Below are 26709 nucleotides of genomic sequence, written 5' to 3'. Positions count from 1 at the left end.
AGTCTCCCGTGCTCGACAAACCGCCGCTAAGCAATCTCCAGACGCGCGACATCAACGCGCTCGTCCATCCCTATACGCCGATCCACAAGCTCGCCGAGACCGGCGCGGTCGTCATGGAGCGCGGCCAGGGCGTCTATGTCTTCGACACGCAGGGTCGCTCCTATATCGAGGGCATGTCGGGCCTGTGGTGCGCCGGGCTTGGCTTCGGCGACGAGGAGATGATCGAGGCGGCGATCGAGCAGATGCGCGCCCTGCCCTTCTATCATCTGTTCGGCGCCAAGAGCACGGAACCGGCCATCGAGCTTGCCGAGAAGCTGAAGGAACTGGCGCCGGTGCCGATTTCGCGGGTGTTCTTCACCTCGTCGGGCTCGGAGGCCAACGACACGCAGGTCAAGCTCGCCTGGTACATGAACAATGCGCTCGGCCGGCCGGACAAGAAGAAGATCATCTCGCGCATCAAGGCCTATCACGGCGTCACCGTGATGTCCGCCTCGCTGACCGGTCTTGCAGGCAACCACAATGGTTTCGACCTGCCGGTCGACCGCGTGCTGCACACGGACTGCCCGCATTACTACCGTTTCGCGGCAGAGGGCGAGAGCGAGGCCGAGTTCGTGGCGCGGCTGGCGCAGTCGCTGAAGGACATGATCGAGCGCGAGGGGCCGGAAACGATCGCGGCGATGATTGCCGAGCCGGTGATGGGGGCCGGCGGCGTCATCGTGCCGCCGCAGACCTATTTCGCGGCGATCCAGCCGATCCTCGACGAACACGACATCATGCTGATCGCCGACGAGGTGATTACCGGGTTCGGGCGCACCGGCAATTTCTGGGGCAGCCAGACGCTGGGCATGCGGCCAAAGACCATCTCGGCCGCCAAGCAGCTTACCTCGGCCTATGCGCCGCTCGGTGCCGTCATGGTGCCGGAAGACGTCTACCAGGCCTATGTCGACCATTCAGCAAAGCTCGGCAGCTTTTCGCACGGCTTCACCTATGGCGGCCATCCGCTTTCCTGCGCGCTCGGCGTCAAGGCGATCGAGATCTACCAGAAGCGCGACATCGTCGGCCAGGTGCGGAAGCTGATCCCGGGGTTCGAGCGGCGCATGGCGCGGATCGGCGAGCATCCGCTGGTCGGCGAGGCGCGCTCCTGCGGGCTGATGGGCGGCGTCGAGCTCGTCGCCGACAAGCGGACAAAGCGCTCCTTCGACCCGAAGAAGGGCGTCGGGCCAGAAACTTCGCGGCTGATCGAGGAGAACGGCGCCATCCTGCGTGCGCTCGGGGATACCATCGCCATCTGCCCGCCGATGATCATTTCACAGGCCGAACTCGACGAGATGTTCGACCGGCTGGAAAAGAGCCTAAACCAGGCCGAGGCCTGGGTGGTGGCGCAGCGACTTCGCGATACCTAGGTCCCTTGGGAACGGCAGGTGCGCATGGCGCGTTGCTGCCCGAACAAGGAGCGTGGCCATGAACATTGCAGCAAACCCGTCGCCCGGATTTCAGCGCAACCCGGCGCGCGAGATCAGTGTCGAACCGTTTTCGGGCGTCGTAACGGTCAGGCATGCCGACGCCATCGTCGCCTCGACAGACAGGGCGCTGGTGATGCGCGAGGAAAACTACCCGGCGGTCTTCTACATCCCCTTCAAGGACATCTATTTCGAGTTCCTGAAGCGTACCGACGCCTCGACCCACTGCCCCTACAAGGGCGACGCCTCCTACTGGAGCGCCAGCGCGTCGGGCGAAGGCGAGGCCAACGTCATGTGGGCCTATGAAAACCCCTATGACGAGATGGCGCTGATCAAGGACCACGGCGCCTTCTATCCCGACAAGGTGCAGGTGGAGGCCGTGCCGACGGCCTGAGCGGGCCACCGACGCCTCTGCCGGAGGGCTGCCTAGACGCCCTTCTTGACCGCCGCCTGGGCGGCCGCCAGTTTGGCGATCGGCACGCGGTAGGGCGAGCACGACACGTAGTCCAGCCCGACCTCCTCGCAGAAGCCGATCGAGGCGGGGTCGCCGCCGTGCTCGCCGCAGATGCCGAGCTTGATGTCGGGTCGCGTCGCGCGGCCCTTTTCGGCGGCCATGCGCACCAGTTCGCCGACGCCGTCAATGTCGATCGTCACGAAGGGGTCGCGCTCGATGATGCCCTTCATCCTGTAGGTCTCCAGGAAGGCCGCGGCATCGTCGCGCGAGATGCCGAAGGTCGTCTGCGTCAGGTCGTTGGTGCCGAAGGAAAAGAATTCGGCCGTCTCGGCGATCACATGGGCGCGCAGGGCGGCGCGCGGCAACTCGATCATCGTGCCGGTCAGGTAGTCGATGGTCACACCCGCCTCTTCCATCACGGCCTTGGCCACGGCATCGATACGCGCCTTGACGAAATCGAGCTCCTTCTTCAGCCCGACCAGCGGCACCATGATCTCGGGCACCACCGGGCTGCCGGTCTTCCTGCCCGCCTCGATCGCCGCCTCGACGATGGCGCGCGTCTGCATCTCCGCGATCTCCGGATAGGACACCGCCAGCCGGCAGCCGCGATGGCCGAGCATCGGGTTGAACTCGTGCAGCGCCTCGGTGCGCTGGCGCAGCTTCTCGGCCGGCACGCCCATGGCGGCGGCGACCTCGGCGATCTCCTCTTCCGTCTTGGGCAGGAATTCGTGCAGCGGCGGGTCGAGCAGGCGGATCGTCACCGGCAGGCCAGCCATGATCTCGAACAGCTCAAGAAAGTCCGAGCGCTGCATCGGCAAGAGCTTGGCCAGCGCCTTGCGCCTCTGCTCCTCGGTGTCGGAGACGATCATCTCGCGCATCGCGGCGATCCTGACGCCCTCGAAGAACATGTGCTCGGTGCGGCAGAGCCCGATGCCCTCGGCGCCGAAAGAGCGCGCCATGCGCGCATCGGCCGGCGTGTCGGCATTGGTGCGCACCTTCATGCGGCGGATGCCGTCAGCCCATTCCATGATCGAGGCGAAATCGCCGGACAGTTCCGGCTGCAGCATGGCGACCGCCCCCATCAGCACCTGGCCATTGGCGCCGTCGATGGTGATGATGTCGCCCTTCTTCAGCGTCTTGCCCATCACCGAAAGCTGGCCGGTGCGGTAGTCGACGCGCAGCGAACCGGCGCCCGAAACGCAGGGCTTGCCCATGCCGCGCGCCACCACGGCGGCGTGGCTGGTCATGCCGCCGCGCGTCGTCAGAATGCCCTCGGCGGCATGCATGCCGTGAATGTCCTCCGGGCTGGTCTCGACACGCACCAGGATCACCTTGCGGCCGGCGGCCTTCATTTCCTCGGCCTCCTGCGAGGAGAACACGATCTCGCCGGTCGCCGCGCCAGGCGAGGCCGGCAGGCCGATGGCGATGACGTCGCGCGCCGCGGCCGGGTCGATGGTCGGGTGCAACAGCTGGTCGAGCGAGCCCGGGTCGATGCGGGCCACCGCCTCTTCCTTGGTGATCAACCCCTCGGCCGCCATGTCGACCGCCACCTTCAGCGCTGCCTTGGCCGTGCGCTTGCCTGAGCGCGTCTGCAGCATCCACAGCTTGCCGCGCTCGATGGTGAATTCGAGATCCTGCATGTCGCGGTAATGGCGCTCCAGCCGATCCGAAATGGCGACGAAGGAGGCGAAAGCCTCGGGCATAATCTTCTGCAGCGACGGCTTGTCGGAACCGGCAGCGATGCGCGCCGCCTCGGTGATGTTCTGCGGCGTGCGGATGCCGGCCACCACGTCTTCGCCCTGCGCGTTCACCAGGAACTCGCCATAAAGCATCTTCTCGCCGGTCGACGGGTTGCGCGTGAAGGCGACGCCCGTCGCCGAGGTCTCGCCCATGTTGCCGAACACCATGGCCTGCACGTTGACGGCGGTGCCCCAGCTCTCGGGAATGTCGTGCAGCCGCCTGTAGGTGATGGCGCGCGGATTCATCCAGCTCGCCAGCACGGCGCCGATGGCGCCCCAGAGCTGCTCCTGCGGGTCCTGCGGAAAGGGTCTTTCCAGTTCTTCCTCGACCTTGGCCTTGTAGAGGCCGATAACCTCCTGCCATTCGTCGGCCGACAGGTCGGTGTCGAGCTCGTGGCCGAGGCGCGCCTTCTCCTCTTCCAGAATCTCCTCGAAGACCTCATGCTCGAGGCCCATGACGACGTCGGAATACATCTGGATGAAGCGGCGGTAGCTGTCATAGGCAAAACGCGCGTCGCCGGAATCCTGCGCCAGCGCCTTCACCGTCTCGTCGTTCAGGCCAAGGTTCAGCACCGTGTCCATCATGCCGGGCATCGAGGCGCGCGCGCCCGAGCGCACCGAGACAAGCAGCAGCTTTTCGGGATCGCCGAAGCGCCTGCCGGCCAGGCTGCCGACATGGTCGAGCGCCCTGGAGACCTGTTCGGCAAGGTCGCCCGGATAGACCTTCCCGTTCGAATAGTACCAGTTGCAGAGATCGGCGGTGACGGTGAAACCGGGCGGTACCGGCAGGCCGAGGCGGCACATCTCGGCGAGGTTTGCGCCCTTGCCTCCGAGCAGGTTGCGGTCGCCGGCCTGTCCCTCGGCGGCGCCATCTCCAAAGCTGTAGACCCACTTGGTCATGCCGGCCCCTTCTTGCTCGCTCCGGCGGTGGCCGCGTGGCTGCAACCGCGCTCGGTGGCCGAGCGATAGAATGCTGCACTGCAAAAGGCAACCCGGCGGAAGGTGAACCGGCTCTACAATCGATTAGGCCGGATGGCTTTTCCGGCTTGCCACCCTCTCTTGCTTGCATCGCCGCTTAGCGCTAGAACATACCATGAACAGGAGGCGACGATGAAACAGACCGGCAAGCTCGACTATCTCGAACTGCCCGCCGCGGGCGGCACGCTCGACACCGTCAAGGCGTTCTACAGCACCGCTTTCTCATGGTCCTTCACCGACTACGGCCCGACCTATTCGGCCTTCGACGAAGGGCTCGAGGGCGGCTTCCAGGCCGAGGCGTCCGAGGCGCCGGCAAGACCGCTGCCGGTGCTCTATTCGGAAAACCTCGACGAGACGCTCGCCGCGGTCGAAGCCGCCGGCGGCCATATCGTGAAACCGATCTTCCCGTTTCCCGGCGGCCGGCGCTTCCATTTCACCGACCCCGCCGGCAACGAGCTCGCCGTCTGGGGCACGTAGCCGCACGGGGCCACGCAAAACTGTGCGTGGCCCTTCTCGCGATTGTGCTTTTCGATCACACTGAATATAAGGCCGCTGAACTCGACACAGCGTCGATTCATGGGGCGTAGCCAAGCGGTAAGGCAGCGGTTTTTGGTATCGCCATCCCTGGTTCGAATCCAGGCGCCCCAGCCAGTGCCTCGCAAGCCCGGCGGCTTTCCCGGTTTCTAGCTCGCTTCGCGCAGCTGCTCGGCGGTATCGAGATCGACCGACACGAGCTGGCTGACGCCCTGCTCTGCCATCGTCACGCCGAACAGCCGGTTCATGCGCGCCATGGTGATCGGGTTGTGCGTGATGATGACGAAGCGCGTCTCGGTCGACTGAGCCATCTCGTCCATCAGGTTGCAGAAGCGCTCGACATTGTGGTCGTCGAGCGGCGCATCGACCTCGTCGAGGACGCAGATCGGCGCCGGGTTGGTCAGGAACACCGCGAAGATCAGCGCCATCGCCGTCAGCGCCTGCTCGCCGCCCGAAAGCAGCGTCATCGTCTGCGGCTTCTTGCCGGGCGGGCGGGCGAGAATCTCGAGCCCGGCCTCCAGCGGATCGTCGGACTCGATCAGCTGCAGTTCTGCCGTGCCGCCGCCGAAGAGATGCGAGAACAGCTTCTGGAAATGGCCATTGACGACCTCGAAGGCGGCGAGCAGCCGCTCGCGGCCCTCTCGGTTGAGGCTCTGGATTGCCTGGCGCAGCTTGCGGATCGCCTCGATGATGTCCTCGCGTTCCGAAACGATCGTCTCAAGCCGCTCCGACAGCTCGCGCTGCTCTTCCTCGGCGCGCAGGTTGACGGCGCCGAGCCGCTCGCGCTCGATCTTCAGCCGGTCGAGCCGCCGCTCGATCTCGGCCATGTCGGGCATCGGGCTGTCGGTTTCGAGCCCCGTCTGGCGGATCGCCAGATGCGGCGGCGTGTTCAGCGTCTCATGGATGCGCGCCTCGGCCTCGCGGCGCCGCTCGTCGGCGGCGCTCAGCCGTTCCTCGGCGCGTGCCCGCTGCTCGCGCGATTCAGACAGCGCCTGGATGGCGCCGGTTGCCGCCTTGTCGAGTTCGGCCTGCCAGGTCTCGGCCACCTGCAGCCTGTCGGCCGCCTCCTTGCGCAGCCGCTCGGCTTCCGAGAGCTGCGTCAGCAGCGCGCGGCGCTTGGCGTCGATCTCGTCCGGTGCCTCGGCGAGCTTTTCCACTTCCGCCGCGGCCTCGACGCGGCGGGCGCCGAGCGAGGCGATCTGGGTCGCGGCGTTCTCGGCGCGCAGCGTCCAGGCCAGCCGGTCGCCGCCAATCGCCTCGAGCCTACGCGCCCTGGCTTCCGTCTCGCGCCGCAGGCCCTCATGAACGGCGCGCGCGTCGGCAAGCGCGGTGCGGTCGCGCCCCACCTGGCCCGACAGCGTGTCGAGCCTTGCGCGCAGGTCGCCGAGGTCCGGCGCGGTTTCGAGCTGCGTCTCAGCTTCGGCGAAAGCGACATTCGCCTCGCGCAGGTCGTCGCCGATGCGCGTGCGGGTCTCGCCGAGCGCGGTGCGCCGTCCGGCCAGTTCGCCGGCGGCCTTCTCGGCCCTGGCCAGCGCGTCCCTCGCCTCGCCGACGGCGCGCTGCGCATCGCGCCAGGCCTGGCGCGCCGCCGCTTCAGCGGCAACATGCTCGCGCAGCGCCGCCTCGGCGGTCGCCTGCCTGGCCTCGGCCTCGCGCAATTTCTGGGTTGCGGCCACCGCCTCGGCGTCGAGTTCGACAAGCCGGTTTTTCTGCGCCAGCCGCTGGGCGGCGGCGGTCGGGGCATCGGCGCTGGCCGTCAGGCCGTCCCAGCGCCACAACCCGCCCTGCTTGCTGACCAACCGCTGGCCGGGCTTCAGAAGCGACTGCACACGTCGGCCGTCCGCCTCATCGACAATGCCGATCTGCGCCAGCCGGCGGGCAAGCTGGCGCGGCGCCCGCACCACCTCTGCCAGGCTGCGCACCCCGTCCGGCAGCGCCGGGTCGTCGGCCAGTCTTTCGGCTTCGCCCCAATGTACCGGCGCCGCACGGTCGAGCGCTGCATCAAGGTCTTCGCCAAGCGCTGCACCCAGCGCCGTCTCGAAGCCGCGGTCGACCGAGATCTGCTCCAGCACGGCCGGAAACAGGTCGCCGGTGGCGGCATTCAATATCTTGGCCAGCGTGCGCGCTTCAGTCTCGATCCGCGCCAGTTCCGCCTTGGCTTCCTGAACCGGCGGGCGAGCGGCATTTTCGGCACTGCGCGCCGCGGCGACCGCCTGTTCGGCCTGGCCTGCCTGCGCCTCGGCCGTCTCCAGCGCCGCCTGGGCGGCGTCAGCGAGCTGCTTCTTCTCCGCCGGATCGGCAAGGCTCGCCATCTTCGCAGCGATCTCTGCCGTTTCGGCCTCGACGGTTGCTAGCTGTTTTTCCAGCCGGTCTCGCCGTTCCGAGGTCTCCTGCAACCGGCGTTCAAGCTGGTTTCGTGTCGCCACGGCCTCCGCGCGCTGCGCTGTCAGCTGCTCGAGCGCCGCCTCGCTGACCTTCAGCGTGGCAACCGCCGTGTCGAGCGCTTCGCGGGTCGCCGTCTCGCGCTCCAGCGAGGAGGCGTTTTCCCACTTCAGCGTTGCTTCCTCGGCGTCGAGGCGCTCCAGGATGCCCGCATTGTCGCGCACCATCTGCTCCTCGCGGGTGATGTCGGCGTCGAGCTGTTGCAGGCGCCGGGACAGTTCGGCATGGCGGGCGCGGACACGCTCGGCCTCTTCCTCGATCTGCGACTTGGCGATCGAAAGGCGCTGGAAGGCTGCGGCCGCCGCGGCTTCCGCGTCGCGCAGTTCCGGCAGGCGGTGGGCGCCGACCGCCTGTTCCTTGGCCGCGCCCATCTGCGCGTTGGCGCGCTCGCCGACCAGCGAGGTCGCGGCGGCAAGCGCTGACTGAGCCTCGGCCTCCTGCGTCTTGGCGACCGACCAGCGCAGGTGAAGCAGCGTCGCTTCCGCCTTGCGGATATCGGCCGACAGGTTCTTGAAGCGCGAAGCCTGGCGCGACTGGCGCTTCAGGCTCTCGATCTGGCTCTCCAGTTCACCGACGACGTCGTCGAGGCGCTCTAGGTTCTGTTCGGCGGCGCGCAGCCTGAGTTCGGCCTCGTGGCGCCTCGTGTGCAGGCCGGAAATGCCGGCCGCCTCTTCCAGGAGCGCGCGGCGCGCCTGCGGCTTTGCCTGGATCAGCTCGCCGATGCGCCCCTGCCCGACCATCGAGGGCGAACGGGCACCGGTCGACTGGTCGGCGAACAGAAGCTGCACGTCCTTGGCGCGCGCGTCCTTGCCGTTGATGCGGTAGACGGAGCCCGCCTCGCGCTCGATGCGGCGCGACACCTGCAGCTCGTCGGCGTCGTTGAAGGCGGCCGGTGCGGTGCGGTCGCTATTGTCGAGGAAGAGCGTGACTTCGGCGGTGTTGCGCGCCGGCCGTGTGCCAGAGCCGGAAAAGATCACGTCGTCCATGCCCGAGGCGCGCATGTTCTTGTATGAGCTTTCGCCCATGACCCAGCGCAGCGCTTCGACGAGATTGGACTTGCCGCAGCCGTTCGGACCGACGATGCCGGTCAGGCCGCGTTCAATGACGAATTCGCCGGGTTCGACGAAGGATTTGAATCCGAGAAGGCGGAGACGGGAGAATTTCATCGGCGCGGGTCCGCGGGCGCGCCGAAGCGCGCCTTCCCGCTCGCGGCGAAAGCGTCAGAGCATGCCGTCGATGATCGCCGACATTTCCTCAATCGTCAGTGCCCCCTTATAGGTATTGCCGTTGATGAAGAAGGTTGGCGTGGAATCCACCTTGAATTCATCTGCACCGCGTTTTTGCACCGATCTCACATCGTCCAGAAGTTTCTGGTCCGTCAAGCAGGCCTCAAAGGACTCCTGTGAAAAACCGGCCAGTTTCGAGATTTGCAGCAGCGCATCCTTCGCATTCTGCACCGAAGCCCAGTTCTGCTGCTGCTTGAACAGCACGTCGACCATTGGAAAATACTTGTCGCCGGAGCAGCGCGCCAGCATGAAGCCGGCCTCGGCGCGCGGGTCGAAGGGAAACTCGCGCAGGATCAGACGGGCCTTGCCGGTGTCGAGATACTTCTTCTTCAGCTCGGGCAGCGTCGTCTCGTGGAAATGCGCGCAGTGCGGGCAAGTCATCGAGGCATATTCAACGATCGTCACCGGCGCGTCGGCATTGCCGAGCACCTGGTCCGGCAGCGCGCCTTCCTCGAGCAACTTGGCCATGTTGACCGAGCCCTGCGACTTGGGCGCTTCTACCGCGGGCGCGGCGGCGGCTGCAGGTTCGGCCGGTGCCTCCGGCGTCTCGGCCATAGCCTTGTCGCTTGAATCGCTGCATGCCGCCACGACCAGGCCCGCAGGCACGGCGAGCAGGGACGAGAGGACTGTTCTGCGGGACAAGGGACGGATCATGCGAATCACCTGATTGTGGAGTTATCTTGCAATGTCTGGGCACCAGAAAGCGAGACTTGGCGCGAATTAGGGCATCCGCGTCCCCAATCCAACCCGCAAAGCCACGCAGCCGTTCACGAAAGCGAGAGGCGGCCTCACGTTCCGGGCTTGCGGCTGGCGAGGATCGTGGCGCCAAGCCGCTCCAGCGAGGCGCGCAGCCCGTCATCCTCGATCTTGCCTACGGTGCCGGTAATCTTCGACTTCTCGGCCGGCGACAGCGGCCGCGGCTCCGGCCTTGCCTTGTGGGCGCCCGAGGACACCGGCTTCTGCACGATCTTGATCCTGCCGATCGCCGCAAAGCCCAGAAACGCGTTCACCCGGCCGATGATCTCACCCGTCTCGTGCTGCAGGTAGAGCGCTGCAGCCCCCTCGCAGGCGATCACCAGGGTTGCCGGCTCGAACGGGTCGTCCTCATGCGCGCGGCGCGGCCACTGGATTTTTTCCGGGCGCGAGCGGCTGGCGAGACGCGGGCCCGCGATCTCGTCCCACGACTGCACCAGCCCGATCGAAATGCCGGCGCGCTTGCGCAGCACCGGGTCGAGGATCGCGGTTGCGAGATCGCTTATCGCAACAGGATTGCGGTTGGCCGATTTCCCTGCCATGTGCGTTTTCCAATGCCCGCTCAGAAGAGAACCCACCATAGGCCAAAGCCGGGAGCAATGGCACCCGCCGCTGCCGATTTACCGGCGACGCCGGGTGAAGCCGGCAGCGTCGCCGCCCGGCTCCTCGACTGGTACGACGCGCAGCATCGCGAACTGCCGTGGCGCGTCGCGCCGGCCGCGCTGAAATCCGGCGCGCGACCCGATCCCTACCGCGTCTGGCTCTCCGAGGTCATGCTGCAGCAGACCACCGTCGAGACGGTCAAACCCTATTTCCAGAAATTCGTCGACAAGTGGCCGGACGTATCGTCCCTCGCCGCAGCCGACACCGAGGAAGTCATGAAGGCCTGGGCCGGGCTCGGCTACTATTCGCGCGCGCGCAACCTCAAGAAATGCGCCGACCTCGTCGCCTCATTGCCTGGCGCGGGCTTCCCCGACAGCGAGGCCGGCCTGCGTGAGTTGCCGGGCATCGGCGCCTACACGGCCGCCGCGATCGCCGCGATCGCCTTCGACCGGCCGGCCGCCGTGATGGACGGCAATGTCGAGCGCGTCATGGCGCGGCTGTTTGCGATCCGCGTTCCGCTGCCCGAGGCAAAGCCCGAAATCCGCGGGCTGCTCGAAAAACTCGTGCCCGGACAGCGTCCCGGCGACTTCGCCCAGGCGATGATGGATCTCGGCGCGACGATCTGCACGCCACGGCGGCCGCGCTGCATGCTCTGCCCGCTGCGGTCGGCCTGCCTGGCTCTCGTCGAGGGCGATCCCGAGCTGCTGCCGATCAAGGCGCCCAAGGCCGACAAGCCGCTGCGCCGGGGGGCCGCCTTTGTCGCCCAGCGCGATGACGGGTCGGTGCTTCTGAGGACGCGTCCCGAGCGCGGATTGCTCGGCGGCATGAGCGAGGTGCCGACGACAGGCTGGACGGCACGGTTCGACGGCGAAACGACGGAGAAAGCAGCCCCTTTTCCGGCGAACTGGCGGAGAGCCGGCCAGATCAGCCATGTTTTCACGCATTTTTCGCTCGAACTGGAGGTCTTTCTGGCCAAGGTTTCGGGCGGGCCGGTGCTTGACGGACACCGCTGGTCGCCCGCTTCCACCCTGCACGGCGAGGCGCTGCCAACGGTCATGAAGAAAGTCATCGAAACAGCGATACCCGGCGCGACCAGGGCGCCACGACCAGGAGACAAGGCATGAGCGAGATCCACCACATCGTTTTCGACATCGGCCGGGTATTGATCCATTACGACGCCGAACTGCCGTTCCTGCGGCTCATTCCCGACGAGCAGGAGCGCAGGTGGTTCTTCGAGAATGTCTGCACCTCGCCCTGGAACATCGAGCAGGACCGCGGCCGGTCATGGGAGGAGGCGGAAGCCGAGCTCCTGGCTGTCCACCCCGATCATGCTGAAAACATTCGCAATTTCCGACGCTACTGGCACGAGATGGTGCCGCATGCCTATGACGACAGCGTCGCCCTGATGGAGCGGCTGATCGACGACGGGCATGACGTCACGCTGCTGACCAACTGGGCCGCCGACACCTTCGCCGAGGCGCGCATCCGCTACCCGTTTCTCGAAAAGCCGCGCGGCATCACCGTGTCGGGCGAGATCAAGGCGATCAAGCCCGACCGTGTCATCTACGACCACCATGTCCGCTCGTTCGGGCTCGAACCGGCGGCCACCCTGTTCATCGACGACAGCCAGAAGAATGTCGACGCCGCCCGTGAGGCCGGGTGGCAGGCGGTGCTGTTCACCGACGCTACCGCCCTCGAGAACGATCTCGAGCGGTTCGGAATCCGCGTCCGCTAGCGGCCGGCGTCAGGCGCCGGCGCGCTCCATGCCGAGGCGTGCGATGCGCCGGAGTTCGTCGATCTGGGTGAGACCGCCGCTGCGCTCGTAATGCCAGAAAGTCCAGCCGTTACAGGCGTCCAGCCCCTGCACCACGGCGCCGACCTTGTGGATCGAGCCGGCCGTGTCGCCGACCGCCAGCGTGCCGTCGGCGCGTACCCGCGCGGCCCAGCGCTTCTTGGAATCGTAGAGCATGGTGCCCGGCTTCATGACGCCGGCATCGAGAAGGCTGACAAAGGCGACGCGCGGCTCTGCCCGCTTGCTCGGCATGCCCTCGAGATCGGCGAGGTTCATCGGGCGGACCCCATCGATGCGCTCGTTGGCGGCATCGATGTAGGCCTGCTCGCGCTCGACGCCGACGAAGTTGCGGCCAAGCCGCTTGGCCACAGCGCCGGTGGTGCCTGAGCCGAAGAAGGGATCGAGCACGACGTCGCCCGGCTTGGTCGAGGCCAGCATGACGCGGGCAAGCAACGCCTCGGGCTTCTGCGTCGGGTGAAGCTTGTCGCCCTTTTCGTTCTTCAGCCGCTCATTGCCGGTGCAGATCGGAAACAGCCAGTCGGAGCGCATCTGCACGTCGTCGTTCGACGCCTTCAGCGCATCATAGTTGAAGGTGTAGCCCTTGCCCTTCTGGTCGCGCGACGCCCAGATCATGGTCTCGTGTGCGTTCTGGAAGCGACGGCCGCGGAAATTGGGCATCGGGTTGGTCTTGCGCCAGACGACGTCGTTGAGGATCCAGAAGCCCAGATCCTGCAGGCTGGCGCCGACGCGGAAGATGTTGTGGTAGGAGCCGATGACCCAGATCGTGCCGTTGGGCTTGAGCACGCGGCGCGCCGCCAGCAGCCAGGCTCGGGTGAAGGCGTCGTAAGCGGCGAAGCTGTCGAACTGGTCCCAGTGGTCGTCGACCGCATCGACCTTCGACTGGTCCGGCCGGAACAGTTCGCCTTCAAGCTGAAGGTTGTAGGGCGGATCGGCGAAGATGACGTCGACGGACTTGTCGGGAAGCGTTTCCAGCGCGGCGACGCAGTCGCCCTTGAGAATGGTGTTCAGCCATTTCGGCTGTGCGACAATGGAGGATTCATCGTCGAGAAGCGCTGCTGCAGACATTCTGGCACCCGGTTACGCGTTACTGTTCACTTCCCGTTATGGTTACCGTTTAGCGTAAATATTTAGTGAAGCGGCCAACCGGATTTGCCGAGCACGGCGCCATCGTGTATTGCGCGGCACCTCCGGCGCCGTCCGCCGGGCCAACCCCAGCAACCGTGGAATTCCATGCCGCAGCCAGATCTCATCATTTTCGATTGCGACGGCGTTCTCGTCGACAGCGAAGTCATTGCGGCCGCCGCTGAGGCCGAACTGCTGACTGCGGCGGGCTATCCGATCACCGGCGAGGAGATCTCGGAACTCTATGCCGGCCTGACCTTCAGCGACATCATGCTGAGGATCGAGGAGAAGGCTGCAATACCGTTCCAGGCGTCGCTGATCGACCAGGCCGAGGCGCTGGTCGACCGCAGGCTGAAAGCCAATGTGCGTGCTATCGAAGGAGCGCACGAGGCCGTCGCCAGCGTGCCCAATCGCTGTATCTGCTCCAATTCCAGCAGCGAGAGACTCGAGATGATGCTGACCAAGACCGGCCTCATGCCGTTCTTCGCCGGCCGCCTGTTCTCGTCCCTCGACACGCCGACCAAGAAGCCGAAGCCGGCGCCCGATGTCTTCCTGCATGCCGCCCAGACGCTGGGTGCCGATCCGGCCCGAACTTTCGTGGTCGAGGATTCCGTACACGGGATAGCCGGTGCCCGGCAGGCCAACATGCGCGTGATCGGCTTCACCGGCGCCGCGCACAGCTACCCCGGCCATGCCGACGTGCTGACCGAGACCGGCGCCGAAACCGTGATCAGGCGCTGGGCCGACTTCCCGGGCGTCGTCGCCGCGCTGTCGGAGTGGTCGGAAGACGCCTGACGCGTCCCAGCACTATTCGGCGGTCTTCTTCTTTGTCGGTCCCTCGTCGAAGCCGGCAAAGACCTGCAGGCTGCGCTCGGCCGGGATCGGCACCTGCACGTTGGGATCGTTCAGCACGAACTGCGTGGCGTTGGCGCCAAGCGTCGTCTGGTAGTTGTGCAGTTGGGAGTAGAGCACCTCGTCGCCGCGCGTAACCGCAATGCGGATCGGCATGGTAATCGTGCCGCCGGTGCTGGCCGGGCCGGGCACGACGCGGCCGGCAACGCCGATGTTCATGGTCAGGATGCCGCCAGATCGCGTGCAATCGCGGGTGACATCGGTAAGAGAGCCCTGATAGATCAGCTGGGCGGGATCGTCCTCGCCGCCCTTGGCGTATTTGTTGAAGAAGCCGGTGTCCTCCCTGATCGACACCTTGGGACAATAGCCTAGCAGGTCGCTGGCAAGGATCTTGCCGGGTTCCGGCTCCGCCTTCTTCTCCTTGGCCCCCAGCTTGAGAATATTGGCGCCGCCGCCCGACTGACATCCAGCGACGCCCAGGATAAAGCCGGCGACGGCGAAAGCCGTCAGAAAACGACCGAAATTTGATCGACGCGTCATGAACCCAGATTTCCCTTCCGAAAAGCCGCCGCTCTATAGCAACCGCCGGGCAAAAATGCGACTGACGGTTCGCACAATTTCGCAGGCTCGCGCGCCGCGGGTCCGCTTCCACGTCAGGGACCATTGAGCATGCACTATATCAGTACGCGGGGCGAGGCTCCGGAACTCGGTTTCTCGGACGCGCTCCTCGCGGGTCTCGCCCGGGACGGCGGCCTCTACGTACCGAAGCAATGGCCGCAGTACAGCCCGGCCGATCTGCGCGCCATGCGCGGCCTTTCCTATCCCGACCTCGCCATCCGGCTGCTGACGCCTTTCCTGGGCGGCGAGATTTCGACGGACGTCTTCGAAAGGTTGGTGCGCGAGGCCTACGCGACCTTCCACCACGATGCGGTCTGTCCGCTGGTGCAGAGCGGTCCGAACACATTCGTTCTGGAACTCTTCCACGGCCCGACGCTGGCCTTCAAGGACGTGGCCATGCAACTCCTGGCGCGGCTGATGGACCACATCCTGGCCGAGCGCGGCCAGCATGCGACGATCGCGGGCGCCACGTCGGGCGACACCGGTGGTGCCGCAATCGACGCGTTTGCCGGCCGCGACCGCACCGACATCTTCATCCTCTATCCGTACGGCAAGGTTTCGGATGTGCAGCGGCGCCAGATGACGACGTCGACCGCCACGAACGTCCACGCCCTGGCCGTCGAAGGCAATTTCGACGACTGCCAGGCACTGGTGAAGGGCATGTTCAACAACCATGGCTTCCGCGACCGGGTGGCGCTGTCCGGCGTCAACTCGATCAACTGGGCCCGTATCATGGCCCAGATCGTCTATTTCTTCTCGTCTGCGATTTCGCTCGGCAGCCCCGACCGCCCGGTGTCCTTTACCGTGCCGACCGGGAACTTCGGCGACATCTTCGCCGGCTATGCCGCAAAGCGCATGGGCCTGCCGATCGACCGGCTGGTGATCGCCACGAACGACAACGACATTCTGGCGCGCACCCTGGCCTCCGGCGAATACCGCACCAAGGGCGTGGTCGAGACGACATCGCCGTCGATGGACATCCAGGTATCGTCGAATTTCGAGCGCCTGCTGTTCGAGGCCGGAGAACGCAACGCGGCCACGGTGCGCGCCTACATGGCGAGCCTTGGCCAGTCAGGCGGTTTCACCATCGAGGAGGCCACGCTGTCTCGGATCCGCGCCGATTTCGACGCTGGGCGTGCGACGGCCGACGAGGCGGCAGCCACAATTCGCTCGTTGCTGTCCTCGAACGGCTACCTGCTCGACCCGCATACCGCGACGGCGGTGCACGTGGCGCGCCAGAACATTGCCGGCGAGACGCCGATGATCGTGCTGGCAACCGCCCATCCGGCGAAGTTCCCGGCCTCGGTGGAAGCCGCCTGCGGCGTGCGTCCCGCGTTGCCTGCGCGACTTGCGGACTTGATGAGCGCCAAGGAAAGGTTCACGGTACTTCCATCCGATCTGAAAATGTTGGAAGATCACATCAGCCGCCATGCGCGAGCGGCACGCTAGGGAGTAATTGTCCGTATGGGTGTTGAGGTAAGCCGTCTGTCGAACGGCCTGACAGTCGCGACCGAAACCCTTCCGAGCATGGAGTCTGTCGCCCTGGGTGTCTGGATCAAGTCCGGAGCCCGTAACGAGCGCGACAACGAACACGGCATGGCGCACCTGCTGGAGCACATGGCGTTCAAGGGAACGGCCAGGCGAACCGCCTTCCAGATTGCATCGGACATCGAGAATGTCGGCGGCGAGATCAACGCCGCCACCAGCGTCGAGACGACTGCCTACTATGCCCGCGTGCTGCGCGACGACGTCCCGCTGGCCGTCGACATCCTGTCCGACATCCTGACGCAATCGCGCTTTGATCCAGACGAGCTGGAGCGCGAGCAGAACGTCATCCTGCAGGAGATCGGCGCCGCGCACGACACGCCCGACGACGTCGTCTTCGACAAGTTTACCGAGACCGCCTACCGCCACCAGACCATCGGCCGATCCATCCTCGGCACGCCGGAGACGGTGCGGTCGTTCACCTCGGCGCAGATCCACGACTATATCGAGCGGCAATACGGCGCCGAGCGCATGGTGGTGGTGGCCGCCGGAGACATCAAGCACGACGCCTTCGTGCGCGAGGTCGAGAAGCGCCTCGGCTCCTTCCGCGAGAAGGCCGAGAGCGCCGTTCCCAACTACGCGCAATATGTCGGCGGCGACTTCCGCGAGAACCGCGACCTGATGGACGCGCAGATCATCCTCGGCTTCGAGGGGCGCGCCTACCACGTGCGTGACTTCTATGCCTCGCAGGTGCTGTCGATGATCCTCGGCGGCGGCATGTCGTCCAGACTGTTCCAGGAAGTGCGCGAGAAGCGCGGCCTCTGCTACTCGGTCTATGCCTTCCACTGGGGCTTTTCGGATACCGGCATCTTCGGCGTTCATTCGGCAACGGGCCAGAGCGACATCTCCAAACTGATCCCGGTGATCGTCGACGAGCTGCAGAAGGCCGGCGAAAGCATCGGCCAGGACGAGCTAGACCGTGCCCGCGCGCAGTACCGCGCCGGCCTGATCATGTCGGCGGAAAGCTGCGCCAGCCGCGCTTCCCAGATTGCCCGGCAGCTGCTGCTGTTTGGACGTCCGATCGCCAAGGAAGAGCTCATGGAGCGGCTCTCGGCCCTGACTGTCGACCGGCTGAGCGACCTGTCGTCGCGCCTGTTTTCGACCATTCCAACGATCGCTGCAGTCGGACCCATTGGCTCGCTCGCCCCTTACGAGGCCATCCGCGACGCCCTGCCCGGGATAGAAACGAGTCTGCGCAAACGCGCGGTCTGACAGTCGAGCGCGGGGCATGTTCGGGCTTTCGTTTCTGCAGCCCAATCAACCAGAACTGAGAGGCGAGCGTGTCTCGTTGCGCATGCCGGTGCGCGGCGACTATCGCGAATGGGCGGACCTGCGCGGAGCGAGCCGGCAATTCCTCGAACCCTGGGAACCGCGCTGGGCGGCCGACGAACTCGGACAGGCCGCCTGGCGCCACCGCCTCTACCGCTATCGCAAGGATTTCGCCGACGGCACGGCGATCGCCTTCTTCATTTTCGACACGCAGACAGGCCACCTGCTCGGCGGCATCACGCTCGGCAATATCAGGCGCGGCGTCGCGCAGTCGGGCCATATCGGTTACTGGCTGGGCGAGAAAAACGCCGGCAAAGGGCTGATGGTTGACGCCCTTGGACTGCTTTCGCGGCACGCGTTCGAAACGATCAGGTTGCACAGGGTCGAAGCTGCCTGTATTCCCGGCAATACAAGGTCGGTCCGGGTGCTTGAAAAAGCCGGATTTACGCGCGAAGGGCTGTTGCGATCCTACCTGAAGATCAACGGAACCTGGCAGGACCACTACCTGTACGGGCTGGTGTCCGAAGATCGGCGAAGCGCCACTGCAAAGGACTGACGTTGGCGAACAACTTCCTCAAGAAATGCGTTCTCGGTCTGGTCACTGTCCTGGTCGTCTGGCTGTGCGCCGCCTCGGTGGCGCTGGCCATCGAGCCGATCAAGATTTCGCGCGACAACGTCGCGCTCGACCTGTCCGGCGCGGTGCAGATCTACCAGAACCAGGGCGAGAATTTCCAGATATCGACGGCGCCCGGCCCGGACGGCATCGTTCGGCGCATCGAGGTCGAGGCCAATGACGAGCGTTCGACCGGCGACTGGGCCGTCTTCGCGCTTGCCAACACGACCGACCAGCAGCTCGACCGGCTGATCGTTGCGCCGCATTTCCGGCTGGTGAATTCCGGCCTGTTCTGGCCCGACCTCGGCTCGAGCCGCGTCGCGGCCATCACGCCGAGCGAGGGCTTTGCGCTCGACCGTCAGGCCAGCCCCGACGCCGACGTCTTCCTGGTGACGCTGAACCCCGGCACCGTGGTCACCTTCATCGCCGAGCTCGCCTCGCCGAACCTGCCGCAGGTCTATCTTTGGGATCCGGAGCCCTACAAGGACTCGGTCAATTCCTACACGCTTTACCGCGGCATCGTGATCGGCATTGCCGGCCTGCTGGCGCTGTTCCTGACCATCCTGTTCGTGGTCAAGGGAACGTCGATGTTCCCGGCCACGGCGGCGCTCTCATGGGCGGTTCTCGCCTATATCAGCGTCGATTTCGGCTTCCTCAACAAGATCATCGAGATCTCGCCCGGCAACGAGCAGATCTGGCGTGCCGGTACCGAAGTGGGCCTGGCGGCAACCTTCGTGGTGTTCCTGTTCGCCTATCTCAACCTCAATCGCTGGCACGGCCATTTCAGCTATGGCGTGTTCGTCTGGATCTGCGGCCTGCTGCTGATCGCGGGCGTCGCGATCATCGACCCGGCGGTGGCGGCGGGCATCGCGCGCCTGTCCTTCGCGGCGACCGCGATTGCAGGCATCGGACTGATCGTTCTGCTCGGCATCCGCGGCTACGACCGCGCCATCATGCTGATCCCGAGCTGGGTCATGGTGCTGCTTTGGCTGACCGGTTCGTGGCTGGCGATCACCGGCGTCATCGACAACGACGTCGTGCAGCCGGCCCTTGGCGGCGGACTAATCCTCATAATCCTGCTGATCGGCTTCACGGTGATGCAGCACGCCTTTGCCGGCGGCGCGCTTCACCAGGGCCTGTTCAGCGACATGGAGCGGCAGGCGCTGGCGGTTTCGGGCTCGGGCGACATCGTGTTCGACTGGGACGTGCTGCGCGACCGCGTGGTGACCAAGCCCGATGTCAGCCTGCAACTCGGCCTGGCACCCAACAGCCTCGGCGGACCGGCGCGGACATGGCTGCCGGCGCTGCATGCCGACGACCGCGACACGTTCCGCACGACGCTCGACGTGGTGCTGGAGCACCGCCGCGGGCGCGTCAGCCAGAGCTTCCGCCTGCGCGGCGCCGACGGCCACTACCACTGGTTCCAGCTGCGGGCGCGGCCGGTCGTCGGCTCGGACGGCGAGGTGATCCGCTGCGTCGGCACGATGGTCGACGTGACCGAGCAGAAGAAGGCCGAGGAACGGCTGCTGCACGACGCCGTGCACGACAACCTGACCGGGCTGCCCAACCGCGAACTCTTCATGAACCGGCTGGAGGCGATCATCTCGGTCGCCAAGTCGGAGGACAAGATCCAGCCGACCGTCTTCGTCATCGACATCGACCGCTTCAAGCAGGTCAATGACGGGCTGGGCATCTCGGCCGGCGACACCATCCTTTTGACCATCGCGCGGCGGCTGCACCGGCTGCTGAAGCCGAAGGATTCGCTGTCACGCTTCGCCGGGGACCAGTTCGCGCTGATGCTGCTGTCGGAACAGGACCCGGCCCGCATCGCTGGCGTGGCCGACGCCATCAAGCAGGCGATCAAGGCGCCGATCAACTTCGCCAAGCGCGAGATCGTGCTGACCGCCTCAATCGGCCTGATCACTTGGACGAACGCCCAGAACCAGGCCGAGGACATGGTCAAGGACGCCGAGCTTGCCATGCACCAGGCCAAGCGTTTCGGCGGCGACCGCATCGAGCCGTTCCGGCCGGCCTTCCGCTCGGTCGGCACCGACCGGCTGCAACTCGAGTCCGATCTCAGGCGTGCCGTCGAGCGCAAGGAATTCACGCTTGCCTACCAGCCGATCGTCCGGCTCGAGGACGGCAGCGTCGCCGGCTTCGAGGCGCTGCTTCGCTGGGAGCATCCGCGCCGCGGCTCGATCCCGCCGTCAGACTTCATCCCGGTCGCTGAAAGCTGCGGCCTGATCGTGCCGCTCGGCCTGTTCGCGATGCAGCGGGCGGCCGACGACCTGGCCGGCTGGCAGAAGCAGATCGGCGACGTGCCGCTGTCGGTCTCGGTCAACCTGTCGAGCCGCCAGTTGATCCGGCGCGACCTGGTCAGCGACGTACGCTCGGTGCTGGCGCGCTCCAACCTGAAGCCGCGCTGCTTCCGGCTCGAGCTGACCGAGTCGCTGGTGATGGACAATCCCGAGCAGACCAACCACGTGTTGACCAAGCTGAAGCAGCTCGGCATCGGCCTGTCGCTCGACGATTTCGGTACCGGCTATTCGTCGCTCTCCTACCTGACGCGTTTTCCCTTCGACACGATCAAGATCGACAAGAGCTTCCTCGACGATTCAACGCCGAAGCGCGCCGTGCTCATCAAGTCGATGGTCAACATGGCGCACGAGCTCGGCCTGTCGGTCGTGGCCGAAGGCATCTCGGACGAGAACGACGCGCTGGAGCTAAGGCAGATGGGCTGCGAATACGTGCAGAGCTTCATGTTCGGCGCGCCGGTGGCCGGCGAGGCCGTGCTCAGGATGCTGAAGGAACAGTACCCGCTCGCTCAGGCGTGACCGGCCATGTTGCTCAAATGAGCGAGGTCGATGCCGATCGAGGCGAGGATGCGGTCGTACTTGCGGTCAATGTCGGCATCGAACAGCAGGTCGGGGCTGGCCGGGCAGGTCAGCCAGCCGTTCTCGGCGATCTCGCCTTCGAGCTGGCCCGCACCCCAGCCTGAATAACCCAGCGCCATCAGCGCCAGGCGCGGCCCGCGACCGGCGGAAATGGCGCGCAGGATGTCGACCGTGGCGGTCAGACAGATGTCTTCCGAAACCGGCAGCGAGGACTCCACGGTGTAGTCGCCCGAGTGCAGCACGAAGCCGCGGCTGCGATCGACCGGGCCGCCATTGCGCACGACGAAGTCGCGCGTCTCGGCCGGCAGCCGGATGGCCTCCTGCTCGTTGAGTATGCCGAGCTGGACCAGGAGATCGGGAAACAGCATCTGCTGGGTCTGGTTGATGATCAGGCCCATGGCGCCCTCGTCGCTGTGGGCGCAGACATAGATGACGGAACGCGCGAAACGGTCGTCCTTCATGCCGGGCATGGCGATGAGAAACTGGTCTTCCAGGAAGCCGGCCGTTGCCGACGTCTTTTGCCGCAAGAGCTCCATGGCCTGAAAATAGCGCGATATCGGTCGCGGTGAAAGCGGTTGCGGCAAATTCATCGCGAGACAGTCACGCAAAAATGATGGCGCAGAGGCAATTCAGGCGTTGCGGATTGCGGCCCGGCCCGTCACATCAGCGACATGCTGAGAACCGCCCTGCCCGCACTGTTGCTTTGCATTTCCGGCGCCGACGCAGCCTTTGCGTCATCCAGCCAGTGGTTCGACACGGACGGCGCGCGGGTGCGGATCGTCACCACGGGTCAAGCCGATGCCGACGGAAAGCTGACCGGCATTCTCGAAATCGACCTCGCGCGCGGTTGGAAAACCTACTGGCGCGATCCCGGCGATGCGGGCGTGCCGCCCATCATCGACGTGTCGGCGAGCACCAATGTCGAAGGCGCCGCCTTCGATTTCCCGACGCCGCAAAGGCACGACGAGGGCGACTACAAATGGGCCGGCTACGACTACCCGGTCGCCCTGCCGGTCACCTTCACAATGGCCGCGCCCGGTCAGCCAGCGCTGATCGACGCCGAAGTGTTCCTGGGTATCTGCGAGACGATCTGCATACCGGTGAAGGCCAACCTCTCGCTCGACCCGGCAAGTGATCCGGACAATGCAGATGACGCAGCCGTGGTGGCAGCCGCACTTGCCGCCCTGCCCGGTAAGGCCGGAGACGATTTCGGCGTCAGGCCGATCAGCGAGCCCGGTGCGCAGACCATCGTTCTGGAGGCACGCTTCCCGGGCGACCCGGCATCGGCGGAGCTCTTCATCGCCGGCGACGAAGGGTACAGCTTCACCGCGCCGAAGCGGACGATCGAGGATGGCAAGGTCATCTTCACCACGGAGGTGAGCCTTCCGGCCCGCACGGGCACGGGGCCCGGGCTGCACTACACGCTGGCGACCGACGCAGGCTCGGTCAGCGGGCTATTGCCATATTTCTGATCCGCGAATATTTCGTCGCCTACGCGCTGGACGGCGTGCCGGCCAGACCTAGGTAGACATCTTCACCCCAATCGACATCCGATCTGCAAGGAAAAGCGATGAGCATCTCCGTCGGCGACAAGCTGCCTGAAGCGAAATTCAAGACCATGACCGACGACGGCGCGAAGGAACTGTCCGTCGCCGACGTGTTCGCCGGCAAGAAGGTCGTGCTGTTCGGCCTGCCGGGCGCCTTCACGCCGACCTGCAGCAACAACCACCTGCCGGGCTATCTCGAGAACCGCGACGCCATCCTGGCCCGCGGCGTCGACACGATCGCGGTCGTGGCGACCAACGACGTGCATGTGATGGGCGCATGGGCCCGCTTCACTGGCGGCGAAGGCAAGATCCTCTACCTGGCCGACGGCAATGGCGACTTCGTGCGCGCAGCCGGACTGGAAGTCGACCTCGCGGTCGCCGGCATGGGCCACCGCTCGAAGCGCTTCTCGATGATCGTGGACGACGGCAAGGTGACGGCGCTGAATGTCGAGAGCCAGCCCGGCGTCAACAACTCCGGCGCTGCCCAGATCCTCGAGCAGCTCTGATCGACTTCGCTGCGCTCAGCCCTTGAGCGCAGCGGGCCGGGCCGAAGGGCGCGCCGGCTTGTACGGCGCCATGCCCATGCGCGCCAGCTCGTCGGCGCGCTCGTTTTCGGGGTGGCCGTCGTGGCCCTTGACCCATTGCCACGTGACCTTGTGGCGCTTGTTGGCCTCGTCCAGCGCCATCCACAATTCACCATTCTTGACCGGCTTCTTGTCGGCGGTCTTCCAGCCGTTGCGCTTCCAGCCGTGAATCCATTTCGAGATTCCGTCCATCACGTACTTGCTGTCGGTGTGAAGCAGCACGGTGCACGGCTCCTTCAGCGCGTTGAGCGCCGAGATCGCCGCCAACAGCTCCATGCGGTTGTTGGTGGTTTCGGCCTCGCCGCCCGACAGTTCCCTCGTGGTGCCATTGAAGCGCAGGATGGCGCCCCAGCCGCCGGGACCGGGATTGCCGGAGCAGGCGCCGTCGGTGAATATCTCGACTGTCTTGTTCATTTCAAACCGTATTCCGATGGAGACTTGATGGTGCGGTGGAAGCGAAGGCGGCGGATGTACTCGATCGGGTCGCGCTTCTGCACCAGGGCGCCGTCGGGAATGGTCAGCCAGTCGTAGAGCCGGGTCAGCATGAAGCGCAGGGCCGAGCCCCGGGCGAGCAACGGCAACGCCTGCTTTTCGGCGTCGCTCAACGGGCGGACGCTCTGATAGCCGGCAAGCAGGGCCGTGCCCTTGGTCAGGTTGAAGGAAAAGTCCTTCTCGAAGCACCAGGCGTTGAGGCAGGTCGCCACGTCGTAGGCATAGAGGTCGTTGCAGGCGAAATAGAAATCGATCAGGCCGGACAGCTTTTCGCCGAGGAAGAAAACGTTGTCCGGAAACAGGTCGGCATGGATGACGCCGGCCGGAAGCCCGGACGGCCAGACGCTGTCAAATGCGGCGAAGTCCTCGTCGATCTCCGCTGCGAGGCCGGGCTCTACCTCGTCGGCACGGTCATGCGAGGCCTGCCAGAGCTTGCGCCAGCCATCGATGGACAGCGAATTGGGCCGCGACAGCGGAAAGTCCATGCCGGCAAGGTGCAGTTGCGCCAGCGCGACGCCGACGGCGCGGCAATGCCCGACGGTCGGCCGGCGCATCCACATGCCTTCCAGGAAGGTGATCAGCGCGGCCGGCCGGCCGGCGAGCATCCCGACCAGTTCGCCGTCGCTGCGCTTGACCGGCAGCGGGCAGGAAATGCCCTTGCTGGCGAGGTGATCCATCAGCCCGAGGAAGAAGGGCAGATCGTTGCGGTCGACGCGCTTCTCGTAGAGCGTCAGGATGAAGGACCCGGCCGTGGTGTGCAGCAGGAAATTGGAATTCTCCGAGCCCTCGGCGATGCCCTTGTAGGACAGGAGCCTGCCGGCCGGGTAATCGAGCAGGAAGGTTTCGAGCTCGCCTTCGGAAACATCGGTATAGACGGCCATCGGTATCAGCCGTTCACGAAGGCCATGTCGGCCCTGGTCAGTTCAACATCGCGCAACACCCGCATGACCGGGAACTCCTCTGTCTCCGTCGCGGTGATCGCGAGATCGACGGCAACGTCGAAGCGATCGCGGAAGGCGTCGATGATTTCGTCAACGATGATCTCGGGCGCCGATGCGCCGGCTGACAGGCCGAGCGTCGAGATCTCGCCAATGCGGTCCCACGGAATGTCGGCGGCGCGCTGCACCAGAAGCGACATGCTTGCGCCGGCACGTTCGGCAACCTCGACGAGCCGCATGGAGTTGGACGAGTTCGGCGCGCCGACGACGAGGAAGAGATCGGCGCCGGCGGCGGCTTCCTTGACCGCTTCCTGGCGGTTGGTGGTGGCGTAGCAGATCGATTCTGCCGCCGATGCCTTGATCTCCGGAAAGCGCTGCTGCAGCGCCCGGATGAGGCCGGCAGTGTCTTCGACCGACAGCGTGGTCTGGGTGACGAAACCGAGCGCTGCCGGATCCTGCGGCTCGAAGGCCTGCACGTCGGCCTCGGTCTCGATGAGGGTCACGGCGCCCTCGGGCAGTTGCCCCATCGTACCGATGACCTCCGGGTGGCCGGCATGACCGATCAGCAGCACGTGGCGGCCGAGCCGCTGATGGCGCATCGCCTGCTTGTGCACCTTGGAGACCAGCGGACAGGTGGCGTCGAGATAGAAGAGGTTGCGCGCTTCGGCGTCTGCCGGGACCGATTTCGGCACGCCATGCGCCGAAAACACGACCGGGCAGGCATGGTGCTGCGGCGGAATCTCGGAAAGCTCCTCGATGAAGACCGCGCCGAGCTTCTGCAGGCCTTCGACGACGTAGCGGTTGTGGACGATCTCGTGCCGGACATAGACCGGCGCGCCGTACTTCTTCAACGCCAGCACGACGATCTGGATTGCCCGGTCGACGCCGGCGCAGAAGCCGCGCGGCTGGCAAAGCCTGATCGTCAGCGGCGATTTTGTCGGTCGGTCGAGCATATGTGTCTCTGGATCGTGGCCGGGGAGTTCGGTCCGCCCCGAAATGGCGTTGCGGGCATTGGCCTGTCAAGGGCAAGGCTTCATTCGAGGCATGTCAATCTGTCGCCACGCCCCGTTTCCGGTCTGGCCATTGATCCTTCGACCTTCTCGGGATGAGGGTCGGAGGCAGTCGGGAAGCGGGCACCAGGTCCGCACCTCTCTAAGTAACTACGTGGCGCTTTCCTGGCGCCCGCCGACGTTCTTGCCCTGCCGCAGGGAGCAACGAGTTTCACGCACATGCCTCGGCCAGGGCCCGGGTGTGAGGATGATGATGTCCAACCGCGCCACCGTTTCGCGCAGCCACCCGGCGCCGTCTCCTGCCACGCTCGCCCGGTTCGCGACCCCGCGTTCCCGTACAGGAGATGAGGGCATTATGCGCGCGAACGCAAAAGCGTGGATAAAAAGCGTGAAAGATAATTTGCAGGCGGATCGCAGCCTCAGCGCGTGCGCTTCAGCCAGCCGACCAGCATGACGCAGGCCAGCGCCGCGGCGAGGCCGTACCAGGTGACGGCATATTGTAGGTGGTTGTTGGGGAGTTCGATGATGGTGACGCCGCCTGCCGGCCAGCCGCCGGGGTTGGGCGCATCGTTTGCGTCGATGAAGAAGGGCAGCACGTCCGCTCCGGCCGGGAGGCCGGCACTCGCCGCCATTGCGTCGAGATCCTTCCAGTAAAATACGTTCTTGGCCGGATCGTTGTCCGGGACCAGCGAGGACGGCTTCTCGGACAGACGGTCGCGGGCCAGGCCGGTGACCGCGACCTCGCCCTCGACCTGGCCGGCCGGGCGCCTGGCGGCGTCCTTGAGATCGTAGGGCACGAAGCCGCGGTTGACGAAGACGATGCGCGCGTCGTCGAGCAGCATCGGCGTATAGACGAAGAAGCCCGACTTGCCCTGATGGGTGGCGAGGAAATGGCGCTCGCCTTCGTGCAGGAAGCGGCCTTTGGCAGCGACCGGCCAATAGTCGAGGGCCGCGCCCCCGGCCGCCTTCTGCTCGATGGCGGCAAGCGGCAGCGGCGCGGCGTCGATGCGTTGCGCGATCGTCGCGACCAGCGCTTCCTTCCACTGCAGGCGCTGGACCTGCCAGGTGCCGAGGGCCAGCAGGACGGCTATGGCCGGCACGCCGAACAGCAGGGCGAGCCAGACGATCCGCCGGGAGGCGGGCCTTGTGTCGGCGCTGTCCAT

Annotated in this window: 23 protein-coding genes and 1 tRNA gene; 13 read left to right on the top strand and 11 right to left on the bottom strand. The window is 65.7% G+C overall.

Annotated elements, in window-relative coordinates:
- The first annotated feature begins 8 nt into the window (after nt 1-8).
- Nucleotides 9-1403, top strand: a complete 1395-nt coding sequence (locus tag ACT2BZ_RS13825; protein ID WP_457935716.1) for an aminotransferase — start codon at nt 9-11, stop codon at nt 1401-1403.
- A 58-nt stretch (nt 1404-1461) separates the two neighbouring features.
- On the top strand, nt 1462-1854 hold the full coding sequence (locus ACT2BZ_RS13820) for a DUF427 domain-containing protein (protein WP_457935715.1): 393 nt from the start codon (nt 1462-1464) through the stop codon (nt 1852-1854).
- Nucleotides 1855-1886: 32 nt separating this feature from the next.
- Here ACT2BZ_RS13820 and ppdK read toward each other — a convergent pair whose 3' ends face one another.
- Nucleotides 1887-4553 (bottom strand): pyruvate, phosphate dikinase, encoded by a 2667-nt coding sequence (ppdK, locus tag ACT2BZ_RS13815; RefSeq protein ID WP_457935714.1) that lies wholly within the window; start codon nt 4551-4553, stop codon nt 1887-1889.
- Nucleotides 4554-4763: 210 nt separating this feature from the next.
- On the opposite strand from ppdK, the gene ACT2BZ_RS13810 reads away from it, so the two are divergent.
- Complete coding sequence (locus tag ACT2BZ_RS13810; protein ID WP_457935713.1) at nt 4764-5108, top strand: VOC family protein; 345 nt, start codon at nt 4764-4766, stop codon at nt 5106-5108.
- Nucleotides 5109-5208: 100 nt separating this feature from the next.
- Nucleotides 5209-5282 (top strand) — tRNA-Gln (locus tag ACT2BZ_RS13805).
- 32 nt (nt 5283-5314) lie between these two features.
- Here the strand turns inward: ACT2BZ_RS13805 and smc are convergent.
- The 3 genes from smc to ACT2BZ_RS13790 all read right to left on the bottom strand — a co-directional run bounded on the left by smc (nt 5315) and on the right by ACT2BZ_RS13790 (nt 10188).
- A complete protein-coding gene (gene smc / locus ACT2BZ_RS13800) occupies nt 5315-8773 on the bottom strand; it encodes a chromosome segregation protein SMC (RefSeq protein WP_457935712.1) in 3459 nt (1152 codons plus the stop codon).
- Between the two features lie 54 nt (nt 8774-8827).
- Nucleotides 8828-9547 (bottom strand): DsbA family protein, encoded by a 720-nt coding sequence (locus ACT2BZ_RS13795; RefSeq protein ID WP_457935711.1) that lies wholly within the window; start codon nt 9545-9547, stop codon nt 8828-8830.
- A 134-nt stretch (nt 9548-9681) separates the two neighbouring features.
- Nucleotides 9682-10188: a DUF721 domain-containing protein gene (locus tag ACT2BZ_RS13790; protein WP_457935710.1), complete on the bottom strand. Its 507-nt coding sequence runs from the start codon at nt 10186-10188 to the stop codon at nt 9682-9684.
- 57 nt (nt 10189-10245) lie between these two features.
- On the opposite strand from ACT2BZ_RS13790, the gene mutY reads away from it, so the two are divergent.
- Together mutY and ACT2BZ_RS13780 are read left to right on the top strand one after the other, a co-directional pair.
- The gene (gene mutY / locus ACT2BZ_RS13785) at nt 10246-11373 is read left to right on the top strand and encodes an A/G-specific adenine glycosylase (protein ID WP_457935709.1); all 1128 of its coding nucleotides are present in this window, start codon (nt 10246-10248) and stop codon (nt 11371-11373) included.
- On the top strand, nt 11370-11984 hold the full coding sequence (locus ACT2BZ_RS13780) for an HAD family hydrolase (RefSeq protein WP_457935708.1): 615 nt from the start codon (nt 11370-11372) through the stop codon (nt 11982-11984). The genes mutY and ACT2BZ_RS13780 overlap by 4 nt, the downstream gene beginning before the upstream one ends.
- Before the next feature lie 9 nt (nt 11985-11993).
- On the opposite strand, the gene ACT2BZ_RS13775 is transcribed toward ACT2BZ_RS13780, so the two are convergent.
- Nucleotides 11994-13127, bottom strand: coding sequence for a DNA methyltransferase (locus ACT2BZ_RS13775; protein WP_457935707.1), 1134 nt, complete (start codon nt 13125-13127; stop codon nt 11994-11996).
- A gap of 165 nt (nt 13128-13292) precedes the next feature.
- Here ACT2BZ_RS13775 and ACT2BZ_RS13770 point away from each other — a divergent pair, with 165 nt between their 5' ends.
- Nucleotides 13293-13979 carry an HAD family hydrolase gene (locus ACT2BZ_RS13770; protein WP_457935706.1) on the top strand — a complete coding sequence of 229 codons (687 nt, stop codon included), beginning with the start codon at nt 13293-13295 and terminating at the stop codon, nt 13977-13979.
- A 12-nt stretch (nt 13980-13991) separates the two neighbouring features.
- Here ACT2BZ_RS13770 and ACT2BZ_RS13765 read toward each other — a convergent pair whose 3' ends face one another.
- On the bottom strand, nt 13992-14576 hold the full coding sequence (locus ACT2BZ_RS13765; protein WP_457935705.1) for a hypothetical protein: 585 nt from the start codon (nt 14574-14576) through the stop codon (nt 13992-13994).
- 129 nt (nt 14577-14705) lie between these two features.
- Between ACT2BZ_RS13765 and thrC the strand changes: the two genes are divergently transcribed.
- Genes thrC through ACT2BZ_RS13745 form a run of 4 tightly spaced genes read left to right on the top strand, consistent with a single transcriptional unit; the run spans nt 14706 to nt 20915 of the window.
- Nucleotides 14706-16103, top strand: coding sequence for a threonine synthase (thrC, locus tag ACT2BZ_RS13760; RefSeq protein WP_457935704.1), 1398 nt, complete (start codon nt 14706-14708; stop codon nt 16101-16103).
- 15 nt (nt 16104-16118) lie between these two features.
- Nucleotides 16119-17411, top strand: coding sequence for a M16 family metallopeptidase (locus ACT2BZ_RS13755; protein WP_457935703.1), 1293 nt, complete (start codon nt 16119-16121; stop codon nt 17409-17411).
- A gap of 16 nt (nt 17412-17427) precedes the next feature.
- Nucleotides 17428-18024 (top strand): GNAT family N-acetyltransferase, encoded by a 597-nt coding sequence (locus ACT2BZ_RS13750; protein WP_457935702.1) that lies wholly within the window; start codon nt 17428-17430, stop codon nt 18022-18024.
- Between the two features lie 38 nt (nt 18025-18062).
- A complete protein-coding gene (locus ACT2BZ_RS13745; RefSeq protein WP_457941316.1) occupies nt 18063-20915 on the top strand; it encodes an EAL domain-containing protein in 2853 nt (950 codons plus the stop codon).
- On the opposite strand, the gene ACT2BZ_RS13740 is transcribed toward ACT2BZ_RS13745, so the two are convergent.
- Entirely contained in the window at nt 20906-21511 is a 606-nt protein-coding gene (locus ACT2BZ_RS13740; RefSeq protein ID WP_457941315.1) for a YqgE/AlgH family protein, read from the bottom strand. The two genes, ACT2BZ_RS13745 and ACT2BZ_RS13740, sit on opposite strands and share 10 nt — an antisense overlap.
- Nucleotides 21512-21646: 135 nt before the next feature.
- Between ACT2BZ_RS13740 and ACT2BZ_RS13735 the strand changes: the two genes are divergently transcribed.
- Both ACT2BZ_RS13735 and ACT2BZ_RS13730 read left to right on the top strand, forming a co-directional pair.
- Entirely contained in the window at nt 21647-22447 is an 801-nt protein-coding gene (locus ACT2BZ_RS13735) for a protein-disulfide reductase DsbD domain-containing protein (RefSeq protein ID WP_457935701.1), read from the top strand.
- A 98-nt stretch (nt 22448-22545) separates the two neighbouring features.
- Entirely contained in the window at nt 22546-23028 is a 483-nt protein-coding gene (locus ACT2BZ_RS13730; protein ID WP_457935700.1) for a redoxin family protein, read from the top strand.
- A 15-nt stretch (nt 23029-23043) separates the two neighbouring features.
- Here ACT2BZ_RS13730 and rnhA read toward each other — a convergent pair whose 3' ends face one another.
- The 4 genes from rnhA to ACT2BZ_RS13710 form a co-directional block, all read right to left on the bottom strand.
- Nucleotides 23044-23520: a ribonuclease HI gene (gene rnhA, locus ACT2BZ_RS13725; RefSeq protein WP_457935699.1), complete on the bottom strand. Its 477-nt coding sequence runs from the start codon at nt 23518-23520 to the stop codon at nt 23044-23046.
- Nucleotides 23517-24479: a homoserine kinase gene (locus ACT2BZ_RS13720; RefSeq protein ID WP_457935698.1), complete on the bottom strand. Its 963-nt coding sequence runs from the start codon at nt 24477-24479 to the stop codon at nt 23517-23519. The genes rnhA and ACT2BZ_RS13720 overlap by 4 nt, the downstream gene beginning before the upstream one ends.
- A gap of 5 nt (nt 24480-24484) precedes the next feature.
- The gene (gene ispH / locus ACT2BZ_RS13715; protein WP_457935697.1) at nt 24485-25489 is read right to left on the bottom strand and encodes a 4-hydroxy-3-methylbut-2-enyl diphosphate reductase; all 1005 of its coding nucleotides are present in this window, start codon (nt 25487-25489) and stop codon (nt 24485-24487) included.
- A gap of 476 nt (nt 25490-25965) precedes the next feature.
- The gene (locus tag ACT2BZ_RS13710) at nt 25966-26709 is read right to left on the bottom strand and encodes an SURF1 family protein (RefSeq protein WP_457935696.1); all 744 of its coding nucleotides are present in this window, start codon (nt 26707-26709) and stop codon (nt 25966-25968) included.

This window comes from Mesorhizobium sp. 10J20-29 (genome assembly GCF_054130485.1).
Note: the sequence above shows the minus strand (reverse complement) of the source record. Positions and strands in the feature narration are given on the sequence as shown.

Excerpts from the sequence above, each read along its gene's own strand:
- ACT2BZ_RS13820 (WP_457935715.1), top strand. The coding sequence starts at position 1,462 with ATGAACATTGCAGCAAACCCGTCGCCCGGATTTCAGCGCAACCCGGCG.
- ppdK (WP_457935714.1), bottom strand. The coding sequence starts at position 4,553 with ATGACCAAGTGGGTCTACAGCTTTGGAGATGGCGCCGCCGAGGGACAG.
- ACT2BZ_RS13810 (WP_457935713.1), top strand. The coding sequence starts at position 4,764 with ATGAAACAGACCGGCAAGCTCGACTATCTCGAACTGCCCGCCGCGGGC.
- smc (WP_457935712.1), bottom strand. The coding sequence starts at position 8,773 with ATGAAATTCTCCCGTCTCCGCCTTCTCGGATTCAAATCCTTCGTCGAA.
- ACT2BZ_RS13795 (WP_457935711.1), bottom strand. The coding sequence starts at position 9,547 with ATGATCCGTCCCTTGTCCCGCAGAACAGTCCTCTCGTCCCTGCTCGCC.
- ACT2BZ_RS13790 (WP_457935710.1), bottom strand. The coding sequence starts at position 10,188 with ATGGCAGGGAAATCGGCCAACCGCAATCCTGTTGCGATAAGCGATCTC.
- mutY (WP_457935709.1), top strand. The coding sequence starts at position 10,246 with ATGGCACCCGCCGCTGCCGATTTACCGGCGACGCCGGGTGAAGCCGGC.
- ACT2BZ_RS13780 (WP_457935708.1), top strand. The coding sequence starts at position 11,370 with ATGAGCGAGATCCACCACATCGTTTTCGACATCGGCCGGGTATTGATC.
- ACT2BZ_RS13775 (WP_457935707.1), bottom strand. The coding sequence starts at position 13,127 with ATGTCTGCAGCAGCGCTTCTCGACGATGAATCCTCCATTGTCGCACAG.
- ACT2BZ_RS13770 (WP_457935706.1), top strand. The coding sequence starts at position 13,293 with ATGCCGCAGCCAGATCTCATCATTTTCGATTGCGACGGCGTTCTCGTC.
- ACT2BZ_RS13765 (WP_457935705.1), bottom strand. The coding sequence starts at position 14,576 with ATGACGCGTCGATCAAATTTCGGTCGTTTTCTGACGGCTTTCGCCGTC.
- thrC (WP_457935704.1), top strand. The coding sequence starts at position 14,706 with ATGCACTATATCAGTACGCGGGGCGAGGCTCCGGAACTCGGTTTCTCG.
- ACT2BZ_RS13755 (WP_457935703.1), top strand. The coding sequence starts at position 16,119 with ATGGGTGTTGAGGTAAGCCGTCTGTCGAACGGCCTGACAGTCGCGACC.
- ACT2BZ_RS13750 (WP_457935702.1), top strand. The coding sequence starts at position 17,428 with ATGTTCGGGCTTTCGTTTCTGCAGCCCAATCAACCAGAACTGAGAGGC.
- ACT2BZ_RS13740 (WP_457941315.1), bottom strand. The coding sequence starts at position 21,511 with ATGGAGCTCTTGCGGCAAAAGACGTCGGCAACGGCCGGCTTCCTGGAA.
- ACT2BZ_RS13735 (WP_457935701.1), top strand. The coding sequence starts at position 21,647 with ATGCTGAGAACCGCCCTGCCCGCACTGTTGCTTTGCATTTCCGGCGCC.
- ACT2BZ_RS13730 (WP_457935700.1), top strand. The coding sequence starts at position 22,546 with ATGAGCATCTCCGTCGGCGACAAGCTGCCTGAAGCGAAATTCAAGACC.
- rnhA (WP_457935699.1), bottom strand. The coding sequence starts at position 23,520 with ATGAACAAGACAGTCGAGATATTCACCGACGGCGCCTGCTCCGGCAAT.
- ACT2BZ_RS13720 (WP_457935698.1), bottom strand. The coding sequence starts at position 24,479 with ATGGCCGTCTATACCGATGTTTCCGAAGGCGAGCTCGAAACCTTCCTG.
- ispH (WP_457935697.1), bottom strand. The coding sequence starts at position 25,489 with ATGCTCGACCGACCGACAAAATCGCCGCTGACGATCAGGCTTTGCCAG.
- ACT2BZ_RS13710 (WP_457935696.1), bottom strand. The coding sequence starts at position 26,709 with ATGGACAGCGCCGACACAAGGCCCGCCTCCCGGCGGATCGTCTGGCTC.